General features: G+C 46.5%; 25 protein-coding genes and 2 tRNA genes. 22 read left to right on the plus strand and 5 right to left on the minus strand.

Annotated features, from left to right (window positions below; all coding sequences use genetic code 11):
• Window positions 1-15 precede the first annotated feature (15 nt).
• Together JNN12_03285 and JNN12_03290 are read left to right on the plus strand one after the other, a co-directional pair.
• Window positions 16-903 (plus strand): mechanosensitive ion channel family protein, encoded by an 888-nt coding sequence (locus JNN12_03285; protein MBL7977339.1) that lies wholly within the window; start codon window positions 16-18, stop codon window positions 901-903.
• Window positions 904-915: 12 nt separating this feature from the next.
• Window positions 916-1671: an ROK family protein gene (locus JNN12_03290; protein ID MBL7977340.1), complete on the plus strand. Its 756-nt coding sequence runs from the start codon at window positions 916-918 to the stop codon at window positions 1669-1671.
• Window positions 1672-1677: 6 nt separating this feature from the next.
• On the opposite strand, the gene JNN12_03295 is transcribed toward JNN12_03290, so the two are convergent.
• On the minus strand, window positions 1678-2544 hold the full coding sequence (locus JNN12_03295; protein MBL7977341.1) for a diaminopimelate epimerase: 867 nt from the start codon (window positions 2542-2544) through the stop codon (window positions 1678-1680).
• 81 nt (window positions 2545-2625) lie between these two features.
• On the opposite strand from JNN12_03295, the gene JNN12_03300 reads away from it, so the two are divergent.
• From JNN12_03300 to JNN12_03370, 15 genes are all read left to right on the plus strand, one after another.
• The gene (locus tag JNN12_03300; protein MBL7977342.1) at window positions 2626-3588 is read left to right on the plus strand and encodes a PhoH family protein; all 963 of its coding nucleotides are present in this window, start codon (window positions 2626-2628) and stop codon (window positions 3586-3588) included.
• On the plus strand, window positions 3548-4381 hold the full coding sequence (locus JNN12_03305; GenBank protein ID MBL7977343.1) for an MBL fold metallo-hydrolase: 834 nt from the start codon (window positions 3548-3550) through the stop codon (window positions 4379-4381). The genes JNN12_03300 and JNN12_03305 overlap by 41 nt, the downstream gene beginning before the upstream one ends.
• Window positions 4382-4465: 84 nt before the next feature.
• A tRNA-Lys gene (locus JNN12_03310) sits at window positions 4466-4538 on the plus strand.
• 8 nt (window positions 4539-4546) lie between these two features.
• Window positions 4547-4630: transfer RNA gene (locus JNN12_03315), tRNA-Leu, on the plus strand.
• Between the two features lie 416 nt (window positions 4631-5046).
• Entirely contained in the window at window positions 5047-5601 is a 555-nt protein-coding gene (locus tag JNN12_03320) for a hypothetical protein (GenBank protein MBL7977344.1), read from the plus strand.
• A 398-nt stretch (window positions 5602-5999) separates the two neighbouring features.
• Window positions 6000-6698 (plus strand): hypothetical protein, encoded by a 699-nt coding sequence (locus tag JNN12_03325; GenBank protein ID MBL7977345.1) that lies wholly within the window; start codon window positions 6000-6002, stop codon window positions 6696-6698.
• A 74-nt stretch (window positions 6699-6772) separates the two neighbouring features.
• On the plus strand, window positions 6773-7747 hold the full coding sequence (locus tag JNN12_03330) for a sodium-dependent bicarbonate transport family permease (GenBank protein MBL7977346.1): 975 nt from the start codon (window positions 6773-6775) through the stop codon (window positions 7745-7747).
• Between the two features lie 12 nt (window positions 7748-7759).
• A complete protein-coding gene (locus JNN12_03335; GenBank protein ID MBL7977347.1) occupies window positions 7760-8053 on the plus strand; it encodes a hypothetical protein in 294 nt (97 codons plus the stop codon).
• A gap of 639 nt (window positions 8054-8692) precedes the next feature.
• Window positions 8693-10711: a DUF3857 domain-containing protein gene (locus JNN12_03340; GenBank protein MBL7977348.1), complete on the plus strand. Its 2019-nt coding sequence runs from the start codon at window positions 8693-8695 to the stop codon at window positions 10709-10711.
• Window positions 10708-12606 (plus strand): DUF3857 domain-containing protein, encoded by a 1899-nt coding sequence (locus JNN12_03345; protein MBL7977349.1) that lies wholly within the window; start codon window positions 10708-10710, stop codon window positions 12604-12606. The genes JNN12_03340 and JNN12_03345 overlap by 4 nt, the downstream gene beginning before the upstream one ends.
• A gap of 54 nt (window positions 12607-12660) precedes the next feature.
• A complete protein-coding gene (locus JNN12_03350; protein MBL7977350.1) occupies window positions 12661-13236 on the plus strand; it encodes a 2OG-Fe(II) oxygenase in 576 nt (191 codons plus the stop codon).
• A gap of 54 nt (window positions 13237-13290) precedes the next feature.
• Entirely contained in the window at window positions 13291-14106 is an 816-nt protein-coding gene (locus JNN12_03355) for a phosphatidate cytidylyltransferase (protein MBL7977351.1), read from the plus strand.
• A complete protein-coding gene (locus JNN12_03360; GenBank protein ID MBL7977352.1) occupies window positions 14103-14558 on the plus strand; it encodes a nuclear transport factor 2 family protein in 456 nt (151 codons plus the stop codon). Before JNN12_03355 ends, JNN12_03360 begins: the two co-directional genes overlap by 4 nt.
• A gap of 156 nt (window positions 14559-14714) precedes the next feature.
• Window positions 14715-15155 (plus strand): hypothetical protein, encoded by a 441-nt coding sequence (locus JNN12_03365; GenBank protein MBL7977353.1) that lies wholly within the window; start codon window positions 14715-14717, stop codon window positions 15153-15155.
• Window positions 15156-15259: 104 nt separating this feature from the next.
• The gene (locus JNN12_03370; GenBank protein MBL7977354.1) at window positions 15260-16813 is read left to right on the plus strand and encodes an AbgT family transporter; all 1554 of its coding nucleotides are present in this window, start codon (window positions 15260-15262) and stop codon (window positions 16811-16813) included.
• Window positions 16814-16921: 108 nt separating this feature from the next.
• Here the strand turns inward: JNN12_03370 and JNN12_03375 are convergent, their stop codons facing one another.
• Genes JNN12_03375 through JNN12_03385 form a run of 3 tightly spaced genes read right to left on the minus strand, consistent with a single transcriptional unit; the run spans window position 16922 to window position 19626 of the window.
• The gene (locus tag JNN12_03375) at window positions 16922-17347 is read right to left on the minus strand and encodes an acyl-CoA thioesterase (GenBank protein ID MBL7977355.1); all 426 of its coding nucleotides are present in this window, start codon (window positions 17345-17347) and stop codon (window positions 16922-16924) included.
• Window positions 17347-18324: an acetyl-CoA carboxylase carboxyltransferase subunit alpha gene (locus JNN12_03380; GenBank protein MBL7977356.1), complete on the minus strand. Its 978-nt coding sequence runs from the start codon at window positions 18322-18324 to the stop codon at window positions 17347-17349. Before JNN12_03380 ends, JNN12_03375 begins: the two co-directional genes overlap by 1 nt.
• Before the next feature lie 48 nt (window positions 18325-18372).
• Entirely contained in the window at window positions 18373-19626 is a 1254-nt protein-coding gene (locus tag JNN12_03385; GenBank protein ID MBL7977357.1) for a glycosyltransferase family 2 protein, read from the minus strand.
• 128 nt (window positions 19627-19754) lie between these two features.
• On the opposite strand from JNN12_03385, the gene JNN12_03390 reads away from it, so the two are divergent.
• From JNN12_03390 to JNN12_03410, 5 genes are all read left to right on the plus strand, one after another.
• Window positions 19755-21191, plus strand: a complete 1437-nt coding sequence (locus JNN12_03390) for a deoxyribodipyrimidine photo-lyase (protein MBL7977358.1) — start codon at window positions 19755-19757, stop codon at window positions 21189-21191.
• Window positions 21192-21267: 76 nt separating this feature from the next.
• Window positions 21268-22680 (plus strand): MATE family efflux transporter, encoded by a 1413-nt coding sequence (locus JNN12_03395; protein MBL7977359.1) that lies wholly within the window; start codon window positions 21268-21270, stop codon window positions 22678-22680.
• Window positions 22681-22735: 55 nt separating this feature from the next.
• Window positions 22736-23560 carry an AMP nucleosidase gene (locus JNN12_03400; GenBank protein MBL7977360.1) on the plus strand — a complete coding sequence of 275 codons (825 nt, stop codon included), beginning with the start codon at window positions 22736-22738 and terminating at the stop codon, window positions 23558-23560.
• Between the two features lie 4 nt (window positions 23561-23564).
• Window positions 23565-23987 (plus strand): OsmC family protein, encoded by a 423-nt coding sequence (locus tag JNN12_03405; GenBank protein MBL7977361.1) that lies wholly within the window; start codon window positions 23565-23567, stop codon window positions 23985-23987.
• A gap of 313 nt (window positions 23988-24300) precedes the next feature.
• A complete protein-coding gene (locus JNN12_03410; GenBank protein ID MBL7977362.1) occupies window positions 24301-24723 on the plus strand; it encodes a hypothetical protein in 423 nt (140 codons plus the stop codon).
• Between the two features lie 26 nt (window positions 24724-24749).
• Here JNN12_03410 and JNN12_03415 read toward each other — a convergent pair whose 3' ends face one another.
• A complete protein-coding gene (locus tag JNN12_03415; GenBank protein MBL7977363.1) occupies window positions 24750-26129 on the minus strand; it encodes a protein kinase in 1380 nt (459 codons plus the stop codon).
• Window positions 26130-26217: the final 88 nt, after the last annotated feature.

Here is a 26217-nt window from a genome sequence, read left to right on the forward strand (position 1 = left end):
TCTTAAACCATCCTTATGCAACCTAAAGTACCTGATATAGACCCGAATACACTGAAGCCTTTACCCCCACCCGATGTAGCTGCGACGGTTAAACAACTCGCTTCCGGTGAACTATTTTACAATTGGGGGTATATCTTACAAGATTTACTTTATAAGGCCGCTTGGGCCTTCCTAATTTTTCTCTTCTTTTGGTTCGTCAGCAAGGTGGTGGTTCGGCTTATTCACAAAACAGTGGACAAAACCGGAAAGAGTGGCAGTGGGGCGCACCAATTACTTGAAAAAACCGCCAAACTGTTTATCTTTTCGTTTGGTCTTGTGACGGCACTGGGCCAATTTATCAACATTACGCCCCTTTTGGCTGGCTTGGGCGTGGTTGGGCTGGCCGTGGGATTCGCTGCACAAGACACCATCAAAAATTTCATTGCCGGGATCACCATTCTGATAGACCAGCCATTTCGCGTGGGGGATAACATTGTCTTGGAAGGAAAATACGGCGTGGTTCATGAAATCACCCTCCGCTCTACCCGAATCAAGACGGTCAACAATGAAATTATGGTCTTGCCAAACGACCAAATGATCAATGGCAAGGTAATCAACCACTCCATGATGGGCTTGTTGCGTTTGGAAATTCCATTTTCAATTGGCTACAACGAGTCTTCTGCCGAAGCAAGAGAAGTTGCACTCCAGATTGCCGCCGCCGATGCCCGTTTGGAAAAAGACCCGGCACCTTCTGTCATTGTTACAGCAATGGCCGACTCTGGCATTTCACTCATGCTTCGCGTATGGATCCGCAATATGGCGCATGAAGTACCCCTTCGTGGTGATCTTAATGAGGCCCTCCTTCGTACATTACAAGAAAAAGGCATCGAAATACCGTATCCGGCAATTATTATTCGTTCTTGAAACACAACCAGCATGATCAGACTTGGCATAGACATTGGCGGGAGTGGCATTAAAGGCGTTCCAGTGAATACCGAAAATGGGGAAGTGATGGGGCATCGCCATCGTATTGATACACCCCAACCTGCTTATCCGGAAGTTGTCGCAGATACGGTGGGCGAGATGATTGCCCATTTTAAATGGCATGGCCCCGTTGGCTGTACTATGCCCAGTATTGTACAGCATGGCGTCACCAAAACGGCTTCCAATATTCCGCAAGAATGGATTGGTGTGGATGCAGAAGCACTCTTTAAGTCCAAAACCGAACTTGAGTTTAAAGTCATCAATGATGCAGATGCAGCGGGCATCGGCGAACTACACTTTGGAGCCGCCAATGACCATCCAGGAACCGTCGTATTACTCACGGTGGGTACAGGCATTGGATCTGCCCTGTTTTGTAATGGTATCTTGGTACCCAACACCGAACTGGGTCATCTAAAAATGCGCGATACCATTGCCGAGAAATACTGCGGCGACCGCGCCAGAAAAGAGCAAAAGCTAAAGTGGCCCACCTGGGCTGAACGCTTCAATGAATATCTTGCCCATTTAGAATTGTTGTTTTCTCCAGACATATTCATCATTGGCGGCGGGATTGCCAATAAAACAGATAAATATTGGGATTTATTAAAAACCAATGCCAAGATGGTGCCTGCTACCCTTAAAAACAATGCAGGGATTGTTGGGGCAGCCTACGCGGCACGAGAAATCCCTTTTACAATTCATCCGCACTAATACCTGCTACAGGTACATACTACCGCGATATACAGTTGCTGTTGGCCCAGCCTGATACAACGCTGAAAACACCCCTTCAGCATAGGTAAACCCCACTTCAAGATCCCCTCCTTTGGGGCTTAAACGGATATGGTTACTGTGAACCAAGTGTCTGGTACGGGCCACAATGGCTGCTGCCAGAGCACCTGTCCCACAGGCAAGTGTCTCTGCCTCCACACCTTTTTCATAGGTACGAATATGTAAATGCCCTGGTGACGTATCGGAACCGGGATCTATTACTTCCACAAAGTTCATATTAATGCCTTCCGGAGCGAATGCCGAATGCCAACGCAACAAAGGCCCCCAAAATGCGACATCAAACGCCCAAACATCCCTTACAAAGACTACCGCATGTTGTGTTCCGGTAAACACATAATCAATGGGTCCCATAGCAACTTGGGCATCTGCTGAAACAAAAACATCTGGACGATAATCTTGAAACAAAGGCACAAACAACCGAACGGGCAGATCAACTTCTGCTGGTACCATAGATTGGTACAAACCAGCCGAAGTATCAAACTGCAATACTGGTTTTTGAATGCCCGATTCATGTGCGAATCGGCTCAGAACGCGGGCACCATTGCCACACATCAACCCTAAAGAGCCATCGGCATTAAAGTAGCGCATCCGAAAGTCTAAGTCTGGCTCGGTATCTTCATCCGTCAAACACAAGGCCAGCAAGCCATCTGCACCAATTCCGAGTCGCCGATGGCAAAGGCGAGCAGCCATTTCAGACAATTGCGCCTCATCAAAGTGATAAAAACGATTATCAATCACCACAAAGTCATTGCCTGCCCCGTGCATTTTCGTAAATTCAAGTACCAAACGTCTCATAAACCTGCTTTGGAGTACGTTAAGAAAAAGGATCTTCCTTTATATATTTTCCAATTTACGCTTTTAAGAACCCCACACCCGTTGATCGAAAAAAAATTAACACTAAGCAAAGTAGAACCGGTATTGCTTTTTGGTCATAACGACCATCATCTCCGCAAAGTTGAATCGGCATACGAAAAAACGCGCATCACCGCACGAGGGAACGAGCTTTATCTGAAAGGTGAAGTCCAAGACCTTGCACAATTAGAACGCATCTTCGAGGAACTGAGCCTCATCGTCCATAAGAACGGCCATCTGACGGATAAAGATGTAGATACGGTCTTGGACTTGGCCCGCCTCAATGGAGGTTCCAAATCCGGCGAAGTCCAAGATGCGGCCTTGCTGTTTACCCAAAATGGCGGCCTTATCCGCCCGAAGAATGAAGGCCAGCGAAAAATGGTACAAGCGGCACGAAGCCATGACATCGTTTTTGCAATTGGTCCGGCAGGAACAGGGAAAACCTATATTGCCGTAGCACTCGCCGTAGCGGCCCTTAAATCTCGTTTGGTGAAACGCATTGTGCTCGCCCGCCCTGCAGTAGAAGCTGGCGAAAGTTTAGGCTTTTTACCAGGCGATTTGCGGGATAAAATTGATCCGTACCTTCGCCCATTGTACGATGCCTTAGAAGACATGCTACCACCGGATAAACTTCGAGGACTGATGGAGCAAAACCTAATTGAAATTGTCCCGCTTGCTTACATGCGCGGACGTACCCTAAACTCGGCATTTGTGATCTTAGACGAGGCCCAAAACGCCACCAATACACAAATGAAAATGTTCCTCACACGCCTCGGCGCCAATAGCCGTGCGATGGTGACAGGTGATATTACCCAGACCGATTTGCCCAAACGAAGCCAAAGTGGATTGATCCACGTACAGGAAATCTTAGAAGGAGTGGAGGGCATCTCTTTTGTCTATCTGAAAAAGTCGGATGTTGTGCGTCACCAGTTGGTTCAAGACATTATTGAAGCCTACGACCGCTTCGACACGGATTTGGAGGGGTGAAATGCTGTATGGCTTATTGGAGGTCTTTCGGCTGAATGAGGGCAAGTTCAATGTTGGTGCAGATAAAAAGTTGGTCCCACATACCGAGGGCCAACCCTTCCCGCCGGGAACTTTACACGTGGCCGCCAATGCCTTTGTCGTTAGGACACCCAACGACGTTGTCCTTTTTGATACAGGACTCGGCGAGGAAGCCGAAGGCCGCAACATTACTTTTCTAACCGACCAACTGACACACTTGGGCGTATCCCGTGAAGAGGTGTCTAAGGTTTTTTTGAGCCATTTTCATGCTGACCACATCGGTGGGGCAACGTATCAGGTTGGATTTGAACGACGCCCTACCTTCCCCAATGCCACGTATTTTGCTCAACAACAAGAAGCAACGGCCCTCTATACCGGAAGGTCGAACGATTTGCGGGCCACCACCATTGATGTACTCGAAGAACATGGTCAATTAATTTGGTTGGATGGCAATGGATGGATCGAAGACCTCATTGAGTATGAAGTGACAGGCGGCCATACCCCTTTCCACCAAATCGCCTGGCTCCACTATGATGGATTGTTGGTGCTATTTGGTGGTGACGTACTCCCACAGCCTGCACAAGTAACCCGCCGTTTTTTGGCCAAATATGATTATCAGCCGGAGCAATCTGCCGAATGGCGACAAAAAATGGCGCGACGTGCTTATGAAAATGGTGCAATGATGCTGTTTTATCATTCCACCTCCTATCCTGCTGCTTTTTTACCCGTCTTCGACGAAAAAACAGGCTATAAATTGGAACCAATCACGCTTTAATAAGGGTCTTTTTACAAATTCTTGACCAAAATCACTTGACCAAACAAAAAAAACACTGTATCTTTTCCTTCCTGAATCAAAAAAGATCCCGTAGCTCAGCTGGTAGAGCAACTGCCTTTTAAGCCGTGGGTCACAGGTTCGAATCCTGTCGGGATCACAACGCAAGCCCAGGTGGTGAAATTGGTAGACACGCCATCTTGAGGGGGTGGTGCTCGAAAGGGCATGCTGGTTCGAGTCCAGTCCTGGGCACACCACATACAATCTGAAGCCGCAGCATGTCGTTGTGGCTTTTTGTTTATATTTGAATTCCATCTCTCCTTTTGCAACATTTTTGATCTATTCGGCGTTTTCCAAAAGCCGCCTTCTCTGATTTGCCTACTTGCTTTTCCAGCCTTTATCTATGCCATTACGGTCCTGTCTTTTTCGCTTGACTTATTTGCTACTATGGTGTCTGTGGCTTCCAAGCATCTTGTTTGCGCAAAACATCCTAAAGCCCCCGTTTGAAACCCTTAAGCGAGACATGGGCGAAACCACCGAGCAAGCATCTGGTATTCAAGTCGTATTTTCCTCGGATCATAGTTTTCCGGAGCAACACCCCATAAGGGGGTATCGCAGCAGATGGCACTGCTCGGATTTACGTCAAAGTAAAACCTCCAGACAGTTTATTGACGCAACTAAACTTGGTTCAGCTTCACGCCTTTAGCATCCTTCCTAAATTGGAGACATACTTTTTCGGAAATGAAGGAACCTTTTTCAATCCATTATCATTAGAAAAACTCGATGATAACCGATCTTACCAGGGGCCTCCGCTTGATTATACCTCTTCTGTACTTGCCGATTCTACGGGTACTTATTGGTTTATGTATCAAGCACCGAATAACTTTGTATCATATCAAAAAGACAAACAAAGTGGTGTCAGAACTGTATATATCCGGGTGGTGCTGGAGTTAAAAAATGGCAAAAAGATTGCTCTTCGTAAACCTTTAGAGGTTGTACATCCACCCCTCATCTTGGTACACGGTTTTGGTTCAGATGCCCATACGTGGGACCATTTTACCACAGATGGAAAAACGCTATGGAAAGAAGACCCCCGATTTTTGATAAAACGCGCCATCAACCTTAAAATGCCCTTTGGTAGTTTTGATGAGAACGCTACCTATCATGGAGACTACGCTCCTAAACCGTATCAAAGCCTTCATCCACACCCGTGTAGGATTTAAGATCGGGATTTGGTGATTAATCTAAAGAGCCAACTGGGAGGTTTATCGGAACCACAGGCAAGGGTTTTCCGTGGCGCGCTACATTGGGGCGGATCCGCTTTAGCTGTCACGAAAAACCCCAATATTTCTCGCCACATTAACTTCCTGCTGAATCAGCAGCCGTATTCTATTTACTTTGCCCCGATATTGCCCGCGTACCACAAAACAAAATATCATAGAGATATCAGTAACGGCCTTGCTACCACAAAGTGAGCGGTTCACATGCCAAGGGCGTTATGCCATTGAAACATACCCCTATTGTGCAACTTCTGCAAGATTTTTGAAATTTCAACCAATCTACTTGCCATGACGGAGCCGTTGTAAATTATTGCTTTCCTAATCCACCTCATACACAGATCATGCGCCTAATTTCCCTTGTCCCTGCTGCTACGGATTGGTTGATTACCTTGGGGGCTATTTCACATATAGTAGGATGCTCCTCAGACCATACCCAACCCGAAGTCTCGTGGCTTCCCCTTGTTGGCCCGCTCCCAAAACAACTCTTAGTCCTACAACCGGACGTTGTGATTGCTCCTTACGAGATCGTAGGAGTTCCCGTTTTGGTCTTTGCGCCAAAGACAATGAAACAGATATTGGATCATGTACTCAAGTTAGGGAAAGTTTCTGGCCAATTGCCCCAAGCGCTTCAATGGATAGTAAAATCGGAAGAACACCTTAGACACGCACAGTTACAAAGGGGCATCAATCCCAAAAGACCTTATCATGCGCCGAGCGTTGCTTTGGTCGAGTCATTTACCCCCTTGACCTATGCTTCCGGATGGATTCATGACCTCATAGAACATGCAGGGGGCGCTCCCTTCATACAAACAGACTCCCCTTCGCTTTTGCCCGACGTATTCTTAATCCCTATCAAAGAATCTGAAAACACTGGTTTTATAGCTTATAACAACTGGCTTTCTGGTCAATCCACTTTAGTGCAAGAAACACCCCCCAAAATTTTCTATGTCTCAGACCCACTTTATCGTCAGCCTGGTCCACAACTTTATCAGGCCATTCAGGATTTGATGGCAAAACTATCCCCTCTCATCATTTCATAATCTCAATCTCAATCTTTTTTTGTATTTTGGGTTATCTCCCCTCCCTGCCTGCTCACCTTTTCACCCTTGCCTGTATGAGCATTGAATTAATTTTATCGAATCTACTGAATGCCCCGGTTCTCTTTTTTTTCCTTGGCGTTCTGGCCATTTTGGTCAAGTCCGATTTGGACTTTCCGGCTCCTTTGCCAAAGTTGTTTTCGTTGTACCTACTACTAAGTATTGGCTTTAAAGGCGGCGTAGAACTGGCTCATAGTGGACTTTCTGTTCAGATTTTCAAGACACTGGTAGCGGCGATGGCCGTCTCTGCGATCATCCCGATATATTCTTTTTTCATCTTACGCCAAAAAATGGATGTGCCCAATGCTGCCGGGATTGCAGCCGCGTATGGATCCGTTAGCGCCGTAACCTATATCGCCGCCACTTCTTTTCTGGCCCGATTAGACGTTCCTTTCAATGGTCATATGGTTGCTGCCATGGCCCTTATGGAGTCTCCCGCTATTCTGGCAGGAGTATTTTTATACCGAAAATTCCGTTCTAAAACCCAGCAAACACATGAAGAGTCTGTCACGGAACTGGTTCGAGAAGCCTTTTTCAACGGATCTGTTTTTTTATTGATCGGCAGTTTTCTAATCGGCTTTATCACGGGTGCAGAGGGTGAAGCCGCGCTTAAGCCCTTTACGAATGATCTATTTAAAGGTGTTTTATGTTTATTTTTATTAGACATGGGGCTGGTAAGTGCACGAAGATTTGCACAACTTAAAAAACTAGGTCGTGTACCCATTCTTTTTGCCCTACTCATGCCCCTTCCCAATGCGATTCTTGGCATTATGGTTGCTTGGTTTAGTGGTATGAATGTAGGGGATGCCTTGCTGTTTGCAACCCTGTGTGCCAGTGCCTCCTATATCGCCGTGCCTGCCGCCTTAAGACTATCGGTTCCAGAGGCCAATCCGGGTGTTTATGTCACAATGGCCCTTGCGGTCACCTTCCCTTTTAACATATTGGTGGGCCTTCCTATATATTTAGGACTCATCCGTTTACTTTGGCCTTAAAATTTAGCCACTATGAAACCGATCAAAAAAATTGAAATTATCACCCCTTCCATTAAATTGCCGGAACTCATGTCTATTCTGGATCAGAACGGCATTCGCGGCTATACGGTTATTCATGCCTCGGTGGGAAAAGGCACACGCGGCATGGCGTATGACGACGACTTGGTGGGTACATCGGGCAATGATTACCTATTCACGCTATGTACCGAAGAAGAAGTTAACCGCTTAATTCCCATCATCAAACCCTTACTTGTGACCTATGGAGGAATATTTCTGATTTCTGACGTGGTGGTCGTTACACGTTGAGGCTTAGGCATCTCCTAATCTATGGCTTAAAACACCTTTTCGGGACGCCTGACTCCCAAGGTGCCTTTTCTCCTTTTTCAATTTTCCAAACACCAACCTTCACCGTAGTCTCGCTTCTTGGCACACTGCCTATTTTAGCGTACCCAGATGAATATGGTAAAAACCCACCGTTCAACTTCAATAACGCTGTTCCTGCAACGATAAATTATGTCCTAACCCCGCCGAGATTTGGGTGATAGCGTTTCTCTGGATAGCCAATCTCCTCTCACACCTGTCCACAGACCACCCTACATCACCAATTCGACACCTTTTCTATACAACTATTCTATACACCTTAATTAGAAACTTCATTGCATCATTTTCAAAAATTCTCGTTTATTCTACCGCTCATACATCTTAGATCACTATTAAGCATTTATTTTCACATGAACACTTCATCAAATAACCTGTAAATCCAATCATAAATTATACCATTGCATTTAGCAATAAACATTTTACAGTACTAAACAGATAATAAAATTTGTACTTTGGATGATACAACACTTTATCACTCTTAAACTTAAACAATATGCGACTTTTTATTAGGTATCTCTCGCTTGCTTGCTTATTGAGCGGATTCTTGTATGCCCAACCTGCCCCATGAAGTTTGGAGAAGTTTCATTAGAAACCTTAACCTCTCATCCGTTCGAGTCGGATAAAGAAGCAAAAGCGGTTATTCTGTGTGATTATGGGGTTGTAGAATATAACGAGCGAGGTTTGCACTATGACCGCCATATACGGATTAAGATTCTTTCGGAAACTGGATATCAATGGGCAACGGCAAACCTATTTTACAGTAAGGGAGAAGACATTCTGAACATTGCAGGGTTCACCTATTCTCTGGGTGCAGATGGCAAGGTGGTTCGGACAAAATTAGAAGGAAAAGACATCTTCCGAACGAAAGTAACTAAAGACCAACAGCAACTTAAATTTACCCTTCCGGCTTTGGTTCCTGGTGCGGTCATCGAGTACCGTTATCGTCGAAGTTATGATTCCCCTCCTATTTTCTTGCCGTCATGGTACTTTCAAACCACGGAACCGACCGTTCATAACGAATTTCGCACCATCATTCCCCAATTTTTAGGCTACACCTATTTTAAGAGCGGGCTCATTCGTCCGTTTGATACTGAGGAACGCAAAGAAGGATTGGAAACAAACGGGAAAACCAATATCAATCGCTGGGTTATAACCAACGTACCCGCCCTCCGCGAGGAGCCTATCATGCCCGGTTCATTGAATGATCAAATGATGCGTATTGAATTTCAATTATCACAAATTGCAAGTGACTTCATAATCGAAAATTTTTTAACTACATGGCCTGCTGTGGCAAAACTACTAAACGAGGATCCCGCTTTCGGAAGGCAAATTGGCAAACACGAACTCATTAATACGACAGCAAGAGACCTAACGCGCAATTTGATCGAACCCGAAGAGAAACTAGAAGCCATTTTTAAGTATGTACAGAGCCAACTTATTTGGAATGAGCAAACCCAGTATTACCCTAAACGCAACCTGAAAGAAGCCTTTCAAAGCAAAAATGTGGATTCGGCAGAGCAAGCCCTCATTTTGGTTTCGATGCTCCGGGCAGTAGGCATTGAATCTTTTCCAATCTTATCCCGCACCCGATCTGAAGGCCGCCCCATTACCCTTTATCCGATGATTCTTCAGTTCAATTACCTGATTACCTATGCTAAGATTGGTCAAAAAGAATACCTGTTAGATGCCACAGAAAAAGACCACCCCATTGGCATGTTGCCCGTGAGGGCCTTGAATGAGGAAGGCTGGTTATTTGATCCGGCTGACCCCACTTGGATTGCCATTAAGAGCCGTGAACGCGCCAGCCAAGTGACATTGGCACAGGTTAGCATTTCAGAAGAAGGGGTGTTGTCGGGAAAATTAGATGTCAACGAAGCTGGATATGCCAGTATAACGGAACGAAGCCGCCTTTCAGAAGCGAAAGACGAAATACAATACCTTAGAAAACATCTTTTTGGCGGCGACGAATCTGTGGAAATAAATGACATTCAATTTGACAACAAAGACCAACCCGATCAACCACTCAGGTATAAAATTCAGTTCAAGAAACCTGTCGGCACAACGGTTACATCAGATCGGATGTACGTACCAGCAAGCATGTTTGGCGGATGGAGCGAAAACCCATTTACGTCAGAGACAAGGCTGCTGCCTATAGACTTCATTTTTCCCCTCGAAGAACAACATATTGTACATTTCCACTTCCCACAGGGGTACGAATTAGAAGAAAGACCCAATAGCATCATCTTTAAACTTTCAAATGGAAGCGCTGAATTTCGTCGGATGGTTCAAAGCATGGACACCGTACTGACGATTCAAAGCAAATTAACCATCACAAAACCACAACTTCCGGCCACGATGTATTCGGAAATAAAAGCCATGTTTGATAAGATGGTCACTTTGCAGGCCGACCAAATGGTCTTTAAGAAAAAGAGCAACCCTGCCCCGAACCAAGAAAAGGATCCTGCCCAGCCCCCCTCGGCTGTCACGCCCAAAATTGGTTCTGGAAACAGTATGCCCTCCAAACCAGGCCAGAAGACCCCCACCAACCCGAAAGGAAAAAAACAAGTCCCTTTTGTGCCATGAAGACATACCCATTCATCCACTGGCTGACATACTCGATGGGTATTGTGCTGTTTGCTACCCTACCCTTACAGGCACAAGCCCCTAAAGATCATGCCCTTATACAACGATATGAACACACGTTCGAAGTCATCAACAAAGGAGAAGCGATCGAAAAGATTGCTAAGAAAATTGAGGTTCTTAATGAAATAGGCGCCGAGATGGCGGATCTTTCAATCTTCCATACCAAAAATAAGAGCCTAAAATCTATCAAGGCAACGTTAGTGGGTCCAGACGGCAAAGTGGTGGTTAAAAAACTAGACCAATCCAATATGCAGGATTTTTCTGGCACCATAGTCAATTTTTATGATGACTTTCGGGTTCGGCAAGTCCGGCTTCGTCATTCAGCATATCCCTATACCATTGCATACGAGTACGAAATCCGTCATACCGAGCTGTTCAACTACCCCGCTTGGTTTCCCCAGAACCCACAAACGGCAACCGTCAGCAGCCGCTTCGAGTTTTCCTACCCGATAAATGAAGTCAATCCAAAATTCAAACAACAAAATTATTCCCGTGAGCCAACGATTTCCCAAAATGGCAACCGTAAATTGCTCGTTTGGGAACAGAACGAGCCACTTCCTGCTTTGCCCAAAGAGCCACTAAGCCCCAGTTGGGCAGATACCGCTCCTGCTGTGATTTTTTCTCCAGATATTTTTACATTTAATGGGCGCTATTCGGGTTCACTTGGCAGTTGGCATGAACTGGGCGAGTGGCTCACGGGATTGTATCAGAATCGGCAAACATTGTCTGCCGAGAAAGTAGCGTTTTTAAAAAACCTGACCAAGGATGAGGCCACGTTACGAGGCAGGGCAAAAAAAGTTTATGAGCACCTTCAAGAGACAACACGCTACATCAGCATTCAACTGGGTATTGGCGGCTATCAACCTTTTGAAGCAGCCTATGTAGAGAAAAAACAATATGGTGATTGTAAAGCATTGGCCAATTATCTGATGTCCATGTTATTCGCCGTAGAGGTTCCAGCGTATCCAGTTGTTATCAAAGCAGGTGAACAAGAGGCCGATATTGACCCAGAATTCCCCATCAATGATTTTAATCATGTGATATTGGCCATACCCGATGGCGATTCTTTTATCTGGCTGGAAGCAACCAGTAATACTTTACCCTTTGGCTGGCTGAGTGATTTTACCGAAAACCGATATGCCCTGCTGCTTAAATCCGGGGAAAGCCGACTGATCCGCACCCCAAAAACTACCGCTTCCCAAAACCGACAATCCATTGAAGCACAAATCACTTTTGATAAAACCGGAAATGCCACACAAAACGTACAATTAACCGCTTCCGGAAATCAGGCGGCTGATTTAAGAAGTCTCTTGCGCGGGAAAAGTGTCAAAGAATTTACAGAATGGTTTCAGGCGTGGTCGGGAATACGTGCCCCGAAAATATTGGCCTCCGAGTTTTCCTCTGCCAACAATACCGATTCACTCCTACATTTTTCCGTTAAAATAGAAAGCAACGGCTTTATCAACGGTACTGGAACCCGTATTTTTTTACGGCCCAATGCGTTTAATCAGCGAAAATTCGCGCCCGAAAAGGTGCAGAACCGGAAAACACCCGTTCGCCTCAGTTACCCTTATCGTGATGAGGATGTCATTCGGTATCAAATGCCGAGTGGATATGCCTTGGAGGCGTTACCGGCCCCCATTTCGATCAGTATGGATTTTGGGAGGTATGAGGCCCGTATCACAACAGAAGAAAACGGTTTTGTCTATCGGCGTATGATAGAACTATATCCCTATCAAATGGAGCCTTCTGCATACGAAGCATTGCGTCAGTTCTTTCAGAAAGTAGTTCATGCAGACGCTACCCACGTGGTCTTAAAAAAGATCGGGACATAAAGGGGCTAATGTTTTTACACAACGCAACTTTGTGTAGTATCTTGGCCCAAAAACATGTACGATTATTTAAGTCCACACGTATTACAGATCAGAAATTTGGTACATACTGAGGAAGTTCAACACTTGCTATCACTGGCGGCGTCTTTTGGTTTTCAAGAACAAGTATATGAACCTCCTCTTATTCCAGAAGTTCGCACTCGTGCAATGGGTTCTTCCCATGAATGGGCTTCTTTGTTAACAACAAGGGTTATCCCTCATTTACCACCGTTGTCCTCGTGGCTAAACGGTACATTGGGTGTTTATTTGCCGCCTCAGCCACACCAATGGCATCCCAAAGCCGTAAATGAACGCTTTCGTTTCTATCGGTATGGCGCCTTCGATCGCTTTGCCCCCCACCTCGATCATCCCTTTATCCGAAACCAAAACGAACAAACGTTTTTGAGTTTGGTCTTATATTTAGATGACCAGTGCGAAGGCGGCGAAACCCGATTCTCCGACTTTTCTGTACAGCCAGCATCTGGAACGGCTCTTATTTATCCACATTGGCTCATGCACGAAGGCGGCATTGTGCGGAGCGGTGTTAAAACCGTCTTAAGAACCGATGTATTCTATGATCGAGCCGCTTTGTAGCGATAAATGTGCGTATATTGATTGGTTATTCTGTACGTAAGCCCCCCTATTAATATGTCACGTTTTATCACCGCACTTGTCGGTTTTGCCATTATTATCCCATTAATGTACTTTGGTGGCCCTTTTGTCACCCTTGTGGTCTTGGTTGTCGGCTTGTTGGCACAGATTGAGCTGTATCGGCTTTTTGAGGATGCGGGCATTCATCCACACAAAAGCATTGGCGCTTTGATTGGCATATTGATTACCTTAAATACGGTCATCAAGCATGATCCTCTGCTTACCTTGGTTTTAGGCGCCCTATTCATCAGCCTCATCGAACTCTTCCGTAACCATCCCCAACCACTTCAAAATGTTTCGTCCACCATTTTCGGGGTTATTTATCCGGTTTTGTTTCTAACCTATGCCCTTCATTTGCGCTTCGGAACCGATCTTGCAGTCATTAAGCACCCAGATGAACAAGGGTTTTGGCTTTTGTTAACCGTATTTCTAATGGTGGCCGCAACAGACACCGCCGCTTATTATACAGGCAGAGCATTTGGCAAAAATCTGCTGTTTGAGCGGGTCTCCCCTAAAAAAACTTGGGAAGGAGCTGCTGGTGGGCTTATTGGATGCACCCTCATGGCTGTCGGTATGAAAATGTGGGTAATCACCTTTTTAGACTGGACTGACTTGATAGTTATGGTCTTAATATGCGGGATACTCAGTCAATTCGGCGACTTGGTGGAAAGTCTCTTCAAACGTTCTGTTAAAGTAAAAGACTCCGGTAGCCTTTTACCCGGACATGGCGGCTTTTTAGATAGATTAGACGCCTTGTTATTTGCCATGCCGTTGGTGTACGTTTACCTCCATTACATCGCCCCCCAAATATGAAGATGATGAAACAAGTGTCCATCTTGGTTTTTTTAATCACTTTCCTTGCTCCTGAACGACTGCTCGCGCAAACCACTGCCGATAGCCTGGCCATTAAGCGTACTGTGCTGGATTACGCAGAAGGTTGGTACACCGGGGATTCCGCCAGAATGGCCCGCGCCGTCCACCCCAAGTTAGCGAAGCGGGCGCTAATTCCAGACCGACAATCCGGTGATCTATCCTTCGACGACATGAATGCAGAACAATTAATTGATGCAACAAGAAAGGGCTATGGACGCGGTTTACCGCCCAGCCAACAACAAAAAGACATTATCATTGTAGAAATTAATGGCAATACGGCAATAGTAAAACTCCAAATGCGTCGTTGGTACGACTACCTTCAGTTGATGCGTGTGAACGACGAGTGGAAAATTCTAAATGTTTTATGGGAACTAAAACCCCGTGAAGAATAATAGGCGGCCCATTATGCGTTAAAAGAAAAAGCATTTCCTATCCGATCAATATGTCCATCTTTTCAGGACAATCACTCAACTGATAAACTTAAAGATTATTTGTATAAAGCACCAATAAAAAACCACTTAACTTATCAATCTATAATCGGCTGTTTTATGAAAGCGCATATTTATCGTAACCAGAATCCGTCTCGTTTGTTTTTAATTTTGGGCATTAGCCTATTTGTTTTTGTGTTCCTACAAACACCTCCTGAATCCAACAATGGTACAGCGGTCTTGCTGTTTGGTGCTCCATTTCCCAAGGCAATATGGGTATTTCCCCTTCTTTTGATTTTTTTGTCGCTCCTATATTCGCTAACCCAGAAGTACCTTTCTTCCCCATTCCTCACGTGGTTTCATACCTTTGCCAGTTTGTCAACGGCGCTGACACTGGTTGTCCTCGTCTTCTTTGGTCTTCGTTCTCCAGGACAGCTGGTCTCAGATCCAGAGTGGATCGGTAATACCATAAAAGTCCTTAGCTTAGTTTTGTTTGTGGCACAACTGGTCTTTTTAGTGAACATTTTAAAAGGTGTTTATGCCTCTTGGCAGACACGCTAAGTGTACGGCGTTTGCTCAAAAAAATGACGACCATTATTAACCGCTTGTAATTTCTTTTTTTTCTAACCCTACCTTCAGCATGAAGGCCCAAAACCCTGCGACGTATGACCGATTCCCCTGTAAATGGCGGTGTGCCCTCCGAAAGCCGCATGGACCGTATCCTCAATACCATTGAGCGCATCGGTAATAAACTGCCTGATCCGGCTATCTTATTTGTCCTTCTCCTTTTTACGGTTTGGGTATGCTCGGCCATTTTTGCCCAATTTTCCTTTGCAGAGATAGATCCCCGCTCCGGAAAACCGATTGAAATCAAAAATATGCTCACGGGCAAAGCCTTAGCAGAGTTTATGTCTGGTATGGTAAAAACCTTTATGGATTTCCCACCGCTGGGTGTTGTATTGGTGGCTCTTTTAGGCGTTGGCGTTGCCGAGCATACAGGCTTTATTAATGCGGCACTCAAAGGATTACTCAATATCACACCACGGCAACTTCTCACCCCCATGCTGATCCTCGTGGCCATTGTGAGTCACACAGCTGTGGATGCAGGATATGTATTAATCATTCCTTTGGGAGGGGCCATTTTTTATGCGGCAGGCCGACATCCGTTGGCAGGGATTGCAGCGGCCTTCGCAGGTGTTTCAGGAGGATTTAGCGCGAACTTTGTGCCCTCAAGCCTTGATCCATTATTGGCTGGCCTTACGCAATCAGCCGCACAAATCATACAGCCCGACCGAATGGTGAACCCGCTTTCCAACTGGTTTTTCATGAGTGCCTCCAGTATGCTGATTGTAAGCCTTGGGTGGTATGTCACCGACAAAGTAATTGAACCCCGCCTAAAAAACATTGCCATTGACGGAGATATGTCGCAAGCACCTAAACAGGAAGCCCTGAATCCTTTAGAACGAAAAGGCATGATGTGGTCGGGACTTTCGTTTTTATTCGGGATTATGGTGCTGTTTTTGGCGGCATTTCCAGGCGATTCGCCTTTACGTGCCGAAAACGGTGAACTGACCGCCTCGGCGGCGCCCTTGATGAAATCCATCGTTCCCCTCATTTTCCTGCTTTTTCTACTACCCGGTGTGGTATATGGATATGTCGCGAAAACCGTTCAATCCCACCGCGACATCATTAAGGGAATGAGTGTTTCCATGAGTACGATGGGATATTATATGGTGATGGCCTTTTTTGCCTCGCTCTTTATTGCTTCGTTTAGCCAATCCAATTTGGGTGCATTATTGGCTTTAAAAGGGGCAAATCTAATAAAATGGTTGGCCTTACCGGGCGGTGTAACGATTCTATTAATCATTCTGCTTACAGCATTTGTGAATCTATTGATTGGTTCTGCTTCAGCAAAATGGGCCTTACTTGCCCCCATTTTTGTCCCCATGCTCATGCAACTGGGACTTTCACCAGAACTTACCCAAGCCGCTTATCGGGTAGGCGATTCTACCACCAATATTATTACGCCACTCATGCCCTACTTCCCACTCGTGGTTGTATTTGGGCAACGGTATGTCAAGAATACCGGCATTGGAACATTGGTTTCTTTGATGTTGCCCTTTAGCCTCACCTTTATGATTGGCTGGGTAATTTTCTTGTTGCTCTATTGGTTTATCGGAATTCCGTTGGGATTACAGGCTCCTTATACGCATCCATAACCAATATCTTACTCCGGAAAGCGGAAAGAGGTACAATTCATCAGCATTGTACCTCTTTCTATGAGCATTATACCTCTTTGCTTTTGTCGCCCGCGTAATAGAATACACCTATAAATTGTGCGTAGGCGTAACAGCCCGTTCAAAAACCTCTATGACCATAGGGGGCGCCATGATAGGACGGTTGCGCTTCGTGTCCACAAAGCACAATGTTACGGTTCCTGTAACCCGTACTTTTGCATCCTCTGACGCATAGACTTCATACGCGATTACCAACCGTGTTTTAGGGATTTCCTTAACCAGTACTCGAATCTCTAAAAGTTCGTCGTAAAGACATGGTCGGTGGTATCGTAAAGAAGCGTCCACCACAGGCATCATTACCCCAGCATCTTCAAGATCGCGGTACACCAAGCCGGCATCACGTAGCGCATCCGTTCGGGCTGCCTCAAAATAATCTAAATAGTGGGCATGATAGACCACGCGCATGGGGTCACATTCTCGGTATCGAACCCGATGGAGATAGGTATAAACGTACATCAGACCTCTTCAAAAGCACCCATTGCATCAAAATTCGCGAGGCGTTGAGCCAGTAATGCCTCTACAGGCAATTTGCTCAGCTCTGCGAGTGCATGGGCAATTGCTTGTCCAGTAAATTTAAACGCGGCAGCTGGATTTCTATGTGCACCACCAACCGGTTCCTCAATCACCTCGTTGATGATGTTCACCTGCATCAAATCGGGCGCGGTTAATTTTAGGGCACGGGCAGCATCTTCTTTATGGTCCCAAGAACGCCAAAGGATGGAAGAGCAACTTTCGGGCGAGATAACAGAATACCACGCATTTTCCAACATCAGGATTTTATCCCCAACCCCAATTCCCAATGCGCCACCAGAGGCCCCCTCCCCAATCACCACCACCACAATAGGGACGGGAAACCGCGACATCTCTAAAAGGTTACGGGCAATCGCCTCGGCTTGCCCCCGTTCCTCGGCCTCGATGCCGGGGTATGCTCCGGGTGTATCCAAAAGGGTGATGATCGGTTTATTAAACTTGGCAGCCAACCGCATGAGCCGTAGGGCTTTTCGATACCCTTCGGGATTGGGCATACCAAAACGGCGGAATTTCCGGCTCTTCGTATCCCGCCCCTTTTGCTGACCAATGATCATAACGGTTTGGTCCTTGTGGCCAAATTGGCCTCCATTAAAGGTCGCAAAACCACCAACAATGGCTGGATCTTCGGCAAAAAGGCGATCGCCGTGCAGTTCCGTAAAATTGCGTGTCATCCCTTGGATAAAATCCAGCGAATAAGGACGGTCTGGATGTCGCGCAATTTGCACCCGTTGCCACCGCGTGAGGTTTTTATAAAGGTTTTGACGAAGATTATGGATCTTGCCCTCCAAGGCAGCAATAGCTTCTCCGAGGTTGGCAGATGGGTCGTCGGCATCAAACTGGCGCATCTCCTTCAGACGTTTCTCCAATTCAATGACGGGTTTCTCAAAATCCAGAACGTGCATGACGGTATTATTTCGGGTGAAGGAGGCAATAGATGGTATCAAGGAAGTTTACGGATTGACTGCAACAGATGCAACCTTATTTGGTGAAACCTTTGGAGAAAAGGAGTGAATAGCAGCCGGGCCAATCAAAAATCCCTCTTGTGCAGCAAGAATGTAATGGGTCACGTTTATCCGATGAAGCACTTGCATGGCAGAAAATATCTGACTGGGGGCGAGGTCGGCTTCAGCATAAACCACATCCTGATATGCAATATTGGGAGGCAATGTATCAGTTGCAGATGAAAGGGTGCCCACTATCTGCCAATCCTGGCCATCAATCAACTGACGAAATCGGCTGGCTTCTGCTTCTGATCCAATAAAAAGGGCTTCATATTGGGTACGTGACGGAAGTTGGTTCGTTCTTTTCTTAACCCATTGCCCCAATGCAGCCATGCTCGCACGAATATGTACCCCCAGTTTTAGAAGCCAGATAAATGGCTTGGCATATTGACCAGCAAAGTGTTTCTCCATAAACACCACCATCGCACCATAAAAAAGCTTGACATACCGAATGGATTGTTTGTCGGTACTTTCTCCTTTATAATGTAGTACGGTAGTCTCTGGGGTATAGTAAATATGCCAACCTGCTTTTTGTATCCGGAAACACCAATCCAGGTCTTCTCCATACATAAAATATGCTGGATCAAACAGCCCTACGCCTGGTTTATTTGTCTCATCGCCGAAGAGGGCGTGCCGGCGAACCATCATACATGAACCGCTCAGGGCATCCACCTCTGCCATCCGATCTTCGGGGAGAAATGTCATGTTGTATTGACCAAATATTTTACTCTTTGGAAAACGCTGACTGAGACCAAGAATCCGCCAAAGGGCAACCGATGGCCGGGGAAACGCCCTGCGGCATGTAGGCGAAAAGGAGCCATCCGGATCTAAAATGACAGGACCAGCAGCTCCACATTCTGGATGTTCGTCCATAAACTGGGTCATGACCTTCAGAAAGTCTTCGTGGAGCAGGGTATCCGGATTGAGGATGAGAAAATAGTCTCCACAGGCTTGTTCCATCGCTTGATTGTTGGCGATACCAAAACCGGGATTGTGGGGATTGGCAATTAAGTGGACATCTGGATGTTTCTCTGCAGTCATTGCCACCGAGGTATCCGTAGAGGCATTATCCACCACCCATATCTCGGTCGGAACATCAAGAGCTGCACGTTTTACGGCACGTATGGCCTGGTCTAAATACACCGAAACATTGTAGCTTACAATGATCACCGACACCCGAATCGGGGCATTGTTATTTATCATAGGCACCTAATTTTTCTGCCAATGCGTTCTGAGGTTGTTGTAACAAGCCGTAAGGCATCCTTCGGAACGTTTGCATGGCTATATTGTTTCTAAAGATACCCCACAACCGCTCTAAACAGATAAACGATATGACAATTTTGGTTTGGTTTCGCCGAGATTTGCGGGTGACCGATAATACCGCTTTGAATCAGGCTATCCGAGACGGCCACTCCATCGTGCCTTTTTTTATTTTTAACGACGAAACGATCGTGACTGGTGGAATGGGTGCGCCCATCACCCACTTCTTCTTTGAATCGGTTCAGGCATTAGCGGGCAATTTGTCTTACTTAGGGGGTGGTTTGGTTCTTCGTCGGGGCGATTTTTTGACGGAAATTGAACGGCTGATACAGGAAACAGGGGCTCGCGCATTGTATTTCAACAAAGACTATGAACCAGATGCCCGTGCCAGAGACGCCCGTATTACCGCTTTTTTGGAAACCAAGGGCATTGAAGTTCAAGGGTTCAAAGACCAAGTATTGTTCGAGGAAAACGAGATTCTTACCCAAGCCAGAAGCCCTTATACCGTTTTCACCCCCTATAGCCGCGCTTGGCTGGCCCGTTCTGCCGAAATCCCCTTGCCAACCTCATACCCCACATACTTCCGGTTACCGGACGGTTTCTCGGCATTGGAAAGTGTTTTCATTCCCACTACCGCCGAATTGAAATTATTCCATAACCGATATGAATTTTTGGTAGCGGCAGGCGAGCGCAGCGCACACGATGTCCTCCAACTATTCTTAAAAGAAGCCGCTGGTGCATACCGAGACCAACGTAACTTCCCTGCGATCAAAGGAACCTCCATGCTTTCTGCATTCTTACGAGCCGGAAACATCTCTATACGCGAAGTTTATCACCAGGCCGTAAAAGCAAAAGCCCACCTGGCACCCGAACAGGCCAAACAAGTGGATGTTTTCATCAGCGAATTGATCTGGCGCGACTTTTATTTTCAGGTTTTATACCATTTTCCATTTGTCGTCAATCGAGATTTTAAAACCTCTTCCCGCGAAATTGCCTGGCGAAACGCTCCAGACGAATTGCTTGCCTGGAAAGAAGGCAGGACAGGCTATCCTATTGTTGATGCAGCCATGCGTCAATTGCTAAAACACGGCTGGATGCACAACCGCCTGCGTATGATTACGGCCATGTTTCTGACCAAACACCTTTTGATTCACTGGAAGGAAGGCGAACGGTTTTTTGCACATCACCTAATAGATTTTGACCTTGCAGCCAATAATGGGGGCTGGCAATGGAGCGCCTCTACTGGAACCGATGCCCAACCGTATTTCCGAATTTTTAACCCAGTCGAACAGTCGCGTCAGTTTGATCCAAAGGGCGATTTTATCCGGAAATTTGTCCCCGAATTGGCCAAGGTTCCCCTCCGATACCTCCATAAACCTTGGGAGATGCCTACAGAAGTTCAAATCGCGTCAAATTGCTTGATCGGTAAAGATTATCCTACCCCAATTGTGGAACATCGTTATGCACGAGAACGGGCCTTGGCGGCCTTTGGTGCATCAGGCAAATGAACAAAATTTGAACTTCCAATGAGATCAAACAGCAAGAGGCACATTTGCTGTATCATATTGCATTCCCTTTACCCTCATGGAGCCGAATATTTTGCCTCGTCGTTTTCTCTCGTATCGCTCAGAAATACGGAACCATCTTAAATTGGCACTTCCAATGGCAGGGGCACAATTGGCCCAAGTTGCTTTAACTTTTATAGACAATGTGATGTGTGGCCGAATTGGGCCAGATGCCATTGCAGGGGTTGGATTGGGCGTGGCTGTGTACTCCACACTGTGGTGCTTCGGACTTGGTCTTGCCTTAGCAGTCGGCCCGATGGTCTCGCAAGCGTATGGCGCAAATGACGAGCAGGCCATCGGTCGTGCCTTGCGCATGAGTGTATGGACGGTGTTCCTGTTTGGGCTACCCAGCATGGCGATTCTCTACCATATCGCCCCATTTCTACAACTGACGGGACAATCTCCCGTAGTGGTATCGTATGCCAATCAATACTTACAGGCCCTGATTTGGGGATTTATTCCCTCGCTCTGGTTGATTGCAGTGCGGGGATTGTTAGATAGTGTGAATCTGCCGCAAATTGGCCTCCTCGTCAATCTATCGGGCATCTTGGTCAATGTGTTTGCCAATTGGACCTTGATGTTTGGTGCAGATTGGGGCGTTGTGTCTCTGCCTGCATTGGGCGTGGCAGGCACCGGATATGCCACTACATTGGTTAATGTGTGGATGTTGACGGCGTTAATTCTCTATTTACGCCTAAACCCCCGCTTCAAAAAGTTACACCTTTTCCAAAAGCTCCTGCATCCGGATGTACCTTACCTAAAAGAGGTCCTTCGTATTGGCACGCCCATTGGGCTGGCTTTTTTGGTAGAAGTAGGTCTTTTTGCCATGACGGCCATATTAATGGGAACCATTTCCAAAACCGCCTTGGCTGCCCATCAGATTGCGTTAAATGTGGCATCTGTTACCTTTATGTTTGCAGTGGGTATTTCGATGGCCTCCACAACCCGTGTCGGACAAGCGATCGGGGAAGGAAATCCGGAGGCAGCACGACGTGCAGGCATTATCGGCATGGTGATGGGAGGCATTTCGATGATGAGTATGGGGATTTTTTTTCTGGCTATGCCTAAATGGATCATCCAGTTATACATTGATGTAAACGATCCTAAAAATGCCGAGGTGGTCCAACTTGCCATTATGCTCTTGGCATTGGCCGCTATTTTCCAACTTTTTGATGCCATTCAAGTAACCAGTGCTGGAGCCTTACGGGGCCTTAAAGATACCCGAACACCCGCCATTATTGGTTTTTGGGCCTACTGGGGCATTGGTGTTACTTCGGGGGTCTTGCTGGCTTTCTACTTTGGATTTCAGGAGAAAGGGCTTTGGATAGGTCTTATCTTGGGTCTCGCCGCCGCATCGGTTTTGCTTTCCACTACCTTCCTTCGACGGTTCAGCAAGCCCAATGATTTGTTGACGTACCACACTTTAGAATAAATCCTAATCAACCTTTATGGCCAAGACCAACAAGAATCTATTCGAAGAATCCTTCATGGATGATCGGTTTTCTGCATTCAAAGACGATCCCGATTTTATCGAAGAGAAAAACCGAAAACGCGCCATTGTAGAAAACTGGCTTCCGCGTTATACGGGAATGCCTTTAGAGGCATTTGGAGACCATATCCTCCTTACAAACTTTGGTAACTACGTGCGCATGTTTGCAGCATGGCACGATGTTCCCATTTACGGGGAAGACCGTCCGATGATGGCCGCTACCCACGACCGCATTACCATCATCAATTTTGGGATGGGCAGTCCCAATGCTGCCACCATGATGGACCTCCTGGAGGCCATACATCCCAAAGCCGTGTTATTCCTCGGCAAATGCGGGGGCTTACAACCCAAAAAAACCAAAGTTGGCGACCTCATCTTGCCCATCGCAGCCATTCGTGGCGAGGGCACCAGCAACGACTACCTCCCTGCCGAGGTACCTGCTCTACCCGCATTTGCCCTCCAAAAAGCCGTTTCTACAACCATTCGAGAACATGAACTGGACTATTGGACCGGAACCGTCTATACCACAAACCGCCGTGTTTGGGAACACAAAGAAGATTTTAAAAGCTACCTGCGCTCCTTGCGCGTGATGGCCATAGACATGGAAACAGCCACGATCTTTGTAGCTGGTTTTAAGAATCAAATGCCGACGGGTGCATTGCTTCTGGTGTCGGACGTACCAATGGTTCCCGAAGGCATTAAAACCGAAGAAAGCGATAAATTAGTGACCCGTCACTTTGTAGATGAACACGTAAGAATTGGGATTGACTCTTTGAAGCAATTAATCAACCATGCCCAAACCGTGCGCCACCTTAAATTTTAGATAGATGCACCCCTATATCCTTAAAGAAGATGTAAGCATTCTTCAAGGCGAACATCCTTACCGAACCGAAATTGCTGCTGGCCCTTTTCGCTTGGCTGCGGACGAACCGCTCAAATTAGGCGGACAAAACACCGCACCGAACCCCTATGAACTTTTGTTGGCTGCCTTGGGGAGTTGCATCTCAATTACACTGCGCATGTATGCCGAACGAAAAGGCTGGGAGATCAATGGTAGCACCCTAAGCCTGAACTTCAGACAGGAAAAAACTGAAAATGGCCTCATTACCTATATCGTGAGGCGGTTCTCGTTTAATCCTGCCTTAGAGGAAGAACAGCAAAATCGCCTAATGCAAATCGCCAGCGCGTGCCCCGTTTCCAAAATCTTACTCAATACTGTTATGATGGAAAATGAACGATCCGGCTTTTAGGAAGGATTTGTTTGTAAAAACGGTATCGCATAAAGAGAAAATCATGCCCTTAACCATATGGCATAACTGCATTTATTATTTTTTTGCTTATTGCTGGAACTGAGAACAAAATACCTTAATTTTGATCCAGCCTGTATTTTTAACATATTGTCTTTCTAATACTTAAAGCCATATTAAGAATACGCATTTTTTATCTATGCGGGCACTCATTACTTGTAAATACCTACTACGGAAAACTTTGGCGCCCAAAAAATGCTTTTTAGAAAGCGGAATTTGTGAGGGGTAGCCAAGGTTCAAACCAAATCCATTCATCATGAACCCCGAAAATCCAATGGCAGCCAAAGGAACAAAAGAAAATCCGTGGAAGCTTAAAACGCCTCCTCTCACATCCGACTACGAGATGTACAGAGCACTAAAAGATGGTAAAGAAGTCATTATGTGTGTTGTTGGTAAAACAACGTTGATGTACGATGCCACCTGCCTCCATGACCTCCACGAGATGTTGAAAACACACGGAGACTGGATGGAACTGGGCAGTGCAGACGAACAAAAACCCGCCAAGGAGGGTTCGGTGGAGGCCTGGGGGCGCTCGGAGCACAACCCCAATGGCGGCTGGTATGGGTTAAAAAAAGGACTTCGCGGGAGATTTGGTATGTATATCCCACCGCTTATGGAGCACTTGGGCTTGGCCGAAGTTACACACTATGCAAAGGGAAATAAAATGCGGGCTATTTGATACCCGATTATAGCTGTCCCCCCTTACTATTCTTCGGCGCGCAGGGCTTTGAGTGCCAAAGCGCATTTTACGACGCCAGCACCTGCCGCCAAACGAATGTCCCGGATACCCATAGTAGTATCTGGTGCGTTGCCACACTCGCCATTGTACCGCAATACCCCCCGATAGCAGACCGATTCTGCATCTCCTTCCCGAGCAGCCGCCTCAAAAAAGCTACATGCACGAACGGTGTTCCGTGGAATACCCGATTTGCCATTATAATACAAGGTACCTAGGCCTCGCATCGAAACCACATCTCCACGTTTTGCGGCCTCCTGAAACCACTTTTCTGCTTGTGTCGGCTTGTTTAATACTTCGGCATACAAGATTCCTAAACTGCGCATGGCTTCCCGATTGCCCAAACGTGCGGCTTTTTCCCATGTCTTGGCCGCTTCTTGTGCTTTTCCGGCACTAAATTGCGCTTGCCCTTCTCGTAACCATGCTTGTGCCCCTTGCTGGCCGCCCATTTCCGACCAAAACCACCACCCCAAAATGCCCGCAACGGTCAGCACCACAACAGCCAACCACGGCCTGAACTTGGCAGTAGGCACAGACAAGTCTTCTAAGGCCTGCTCAACCGCCAGCGCTGTTTCAAACCGCTTGGCAGGATCCTTTTCCAAACAACGCTGAATCAATATAGAGACCGACTCTGGAATATCTTTTCGCCAGAGACGAATATCGGGGGCCGGATAGGACAAAACAGCTCTCTGCAATGCCTCGAAAGAATCACCCTCGAAAGGTGGCCTTCCAGCCAACATCCAAAAAAGGAGTGCCCCCAAACTGTACACATCACTTGCCTGACTAGGCTCCTCACCGGAAAACTGCTCCGGGCTGGCATATTCGGGCGTACCTTCAAATACCCGACTGGTTTGCCGCTCTGTAGTCCGGATTGCTATCCCAAAATCTGTCAGAACCAATTGATTATCGGGTGTACGAATCAGGTTATCGGGTTTTAGGTCACGGTGTAATATCCCTTTTTCGTGCAACGCCGCCAATGCATTCGCCACTTGTTTTCCCCAAACAATGGCTTGTTGTAACGTAAAGGCACGAGGCCGAGAAGCGGCAAAACGGTGTAATGGCTCCCCTTGCACCAGCGCCATGGTCAAAAAAGGCTGGCCTCCCACATCGCCTGCATCAAAAACCGTTGCAATCTGCGGATGATGTACCTGCGCCATTAATCGGGATTCTTGTTCGAAACGCGCCAACAAGGCCGGGTCAGAAACCAGATCCGGAGACAATCGCTTTAGGGCGACACTCCGGTCCAATAGCGGATCATAGGCACGATACACCGTTCCCATCCCGCCCTGGCCAATGGGTTCTAAAAGCTGATATCGCCCAAAATTTTGTGCCAAGACTGTTTTTGCCATTTATATCCTGTTCTTCCGAATTTGGGGAATATCCTCAAAATACGTATTTTAAACCGATTAAGCAGAAACAGTTCTTTTGAACCTCTTT

The organism is Bacteroidetes Order II. bacterium (assembly GCA_016788705.1).
Taxonomy (GTDB): domain Bacteria; phylum Bacteroidota; class Rhodothermia; order Rhodothermales; family UBA2364; genus UBA2364.

Excerpts from the sequence above, each read along its gene's own strand:
- JNN12_03345 (MBL7977349.1), top strand. The coding sequence starts at position 10,708 with ATGAAGACATACCCATTCATCCACTGGCTGACATACTCGATGGGTATT.
- JNN12_03370 (MBL7977354.1), top strand. The coding sequence starts at position 15,260 with ATGACCGATTCCCCTGTAAATGGCGGTGTGCCCTCCGAAAGCCGCATG.
- JNN12_03355 (MBL7977351.1), top strand. The coding sequence starts at position 13,291 with ATGTCACGTTTTATCACCGCACTTGTCGGTTTTGCCATTATTATCCCA.
- JNN12_03395 (MBL7977359.1), top strand. The coding sequence starts at position 21,268 with ATGGAGCCGAATATTTTGCCTCGTCGTTTTCTCTCGTATCGCTCAGAA.
- JNN12_03375 (MBL7977355.1), bottom strand. The coding sequence starts at position 17,347 with ATGTACGTTTATACCTATCTCCATCGGGTTCGATACCGAGAATGTGAC.
- JNN12_03295 (MBL7977341.1), bottom strand. The coding sequence starts at position 2,544 with ATGAGACGTTTGGTACTTGAATTTACGAAAATGCACGGGGCAGGCAAT.
- JNN12_03340 (MBL7977348.1), top strand. The coding sequence starts at position 8,693 with ATGAAGTTTGGAGAAGTTTCATTAGAAACCTTAACCTCTCATCCGTTC.
- JNN12_03385 (MBL7977357.1), bottom strand. The coding sequence starts at position 19,626 with ATGATAAATAACAATGCCCCGATTCGGGTGTCGGTGATCATTGTAAGC.
- JNN12_03350 (MBL7977350.1), top strand. The coding sequence starts at position 12,661 with ATGTACGATTATTTAAGTCCACACGTATTACAGATCAGAAATTTGGTA.
- JNN12_03400 (MBL7977360.1), top strand. The coding sequence starts at position 22,736 with ATGGATGATCGGTTTTCTGCATTCAAAGACGATCCCGATTTTATCGAA.
- JNN12_03405 (MBL7977361.1), top strand. The coding sequence starts at position 23,565 with ATGCACCCCTATATCCTTAAAGAAGATGTAAGCATTCTTCAAGGCGAA.
- JNN12_03285 (MBL7977339.1), top strand. The coding sequence starts at position 16 with ATGCAACCTAAAGTACCTGATATAGACCCGAATACACTGAAGCCTTTA.
- JNN12_03380 (MBL7977356.1), bottom strand. The coding sequence starts at position 18,324 with ATGCACGTTCTGGATTTTGAGAAACCCGTCATTGAATTGGAGAAACGT.
- JNN12_03325 (MBL7977345.1), top strand. The coding sequence starts at position 6,000 with ATGCGCCTAATTTCCCTTGTCCCTGCTGCTACGGATTGGTTGATTACC.
- JNN12_03290 (MBL7977340.1), top strand. The coding sequence starts at position 916 with ATGATCAGACTTGGCATAGACATTGGCGGGAGTGGCATTAAAGGCGTT.
- JNN12_03365 (MBL7977353.1), top strand. The coding sequence starts at position 14,715 with ATGAAAGCGCATATTTATCGTAACCAGAATCCGTCTCGTTTGTTTTTA.
- JNN12_03415 (MBL7977363.1), bottom strand. The coding sequence starts at position 26,129 with ATGGCAAAAACAGTCTTGGCACAAAATTTTGGGCGATATCAGCTTTTA.
- JNN12_03360 (MBL7977352.1), top strand. The coding sequence starts at position 14,103 with ATGAAGATGATGAAACAAGTGTCCATCTTGGTTTTTTTAATCACTTTC.
- JNN12_03390 (MBL7977358.1), top strand. The coding sequence starts at position 19,755 with ATGACAATTTTGGTTTGGTTTCGCCGAGATTTGCGGGTGACCGATAAT.
- JNN12_03335 (MBL7977347.1), top strand. The coding sequence starts at position 7,760 with ATGAAACCGATCAAAAAAATTGAAATTATCACCCCTTCCATTAAATTG.
- JNN12_03330 (MBL7977346.1), top strand. The coding sequence starts at position 6,773 with ATGAGCATTGAATTAATTTTATCGAATCTACTGAATGCCCCGGTTCTC.
- JNN12_03410 (MBL7977362.1), top strand. The coding sequence starts at position 24,301 with ATGAACCCCGAAAATCCAATGGCAGCCAAAGGAACAAAAGAAAATCCG.